The sequence below is a fragment of the Algoriphagus sp. NF genome (genome assembly GCF_028823735.1).
GTDB classification, from domain to species: Bacteria; Bacteroidota; Bacteroidia; order Cytophagales; family Cyclobacteriaceae; genus Algoriphagus; species Algoriphagus marincola.
In genome coordinates, this window is the sequence record NZ_JAPEIB010000116.1 from 1 (window position 1) to 554 (window position 554).

Consider the following 554-nt stretch of genomic DNA (forward strand, 5'->3'; position numbering starts at 1 on the left):
TATGAAAAGCAGGAGAAGATTATCCCTACTACTCTTCCCAAAAAGGTCATCCAGGACCTCAAAAAGTTATTTAATTACAGAGAGCGGCTTGTAAAAGACAGAGCAGCTTACATCACCCGTATCAAAGAATATGAGGCTGTTGTTTCAGGAAACAAATTAAAAGTCTATCAAAAATCTAATACCGAAGTGATCGCTTGTTTGGATAAGCAGATCCAAACCGTGGAGAAAGAAATAGACAGACTTTTGCGCAAAGATGAGCTGTTATTGAACCAATACAAACTGATTAATTCTATCAAAGGTATAGGCCCGCAGACAGCTGTTGCACTCATCGTTTTAACAGAAGGGTTTACCCTATTTGATAGCTGGAGGAAGTTTGCCAGTTATGCAGGAACAGCACCGTTTCCCAACCAGTCAGGTACATCTTATCGAGGGAGAACCAAAACCAGTACCCTGGCGAATAAGAAAATTAAAACACTGCTGACTTTATGTGCAGGCACGGCTATCCAATACAGCACCGAAATGAAGACCTATTACAAGAGAAGAACCGTTGAAGG

Annotated in this window: 1 protein-coding gene; it reads left to right on the forward strand. The window is 41.0% G+C overall.

The features are described from left to right. Positions 1 to 554: IS110 family transposase (locus tag OU792_RS18625; protein WP_274671067.1), on the forward strand; the 554-nt coding region annotated here is incomplete at both ends.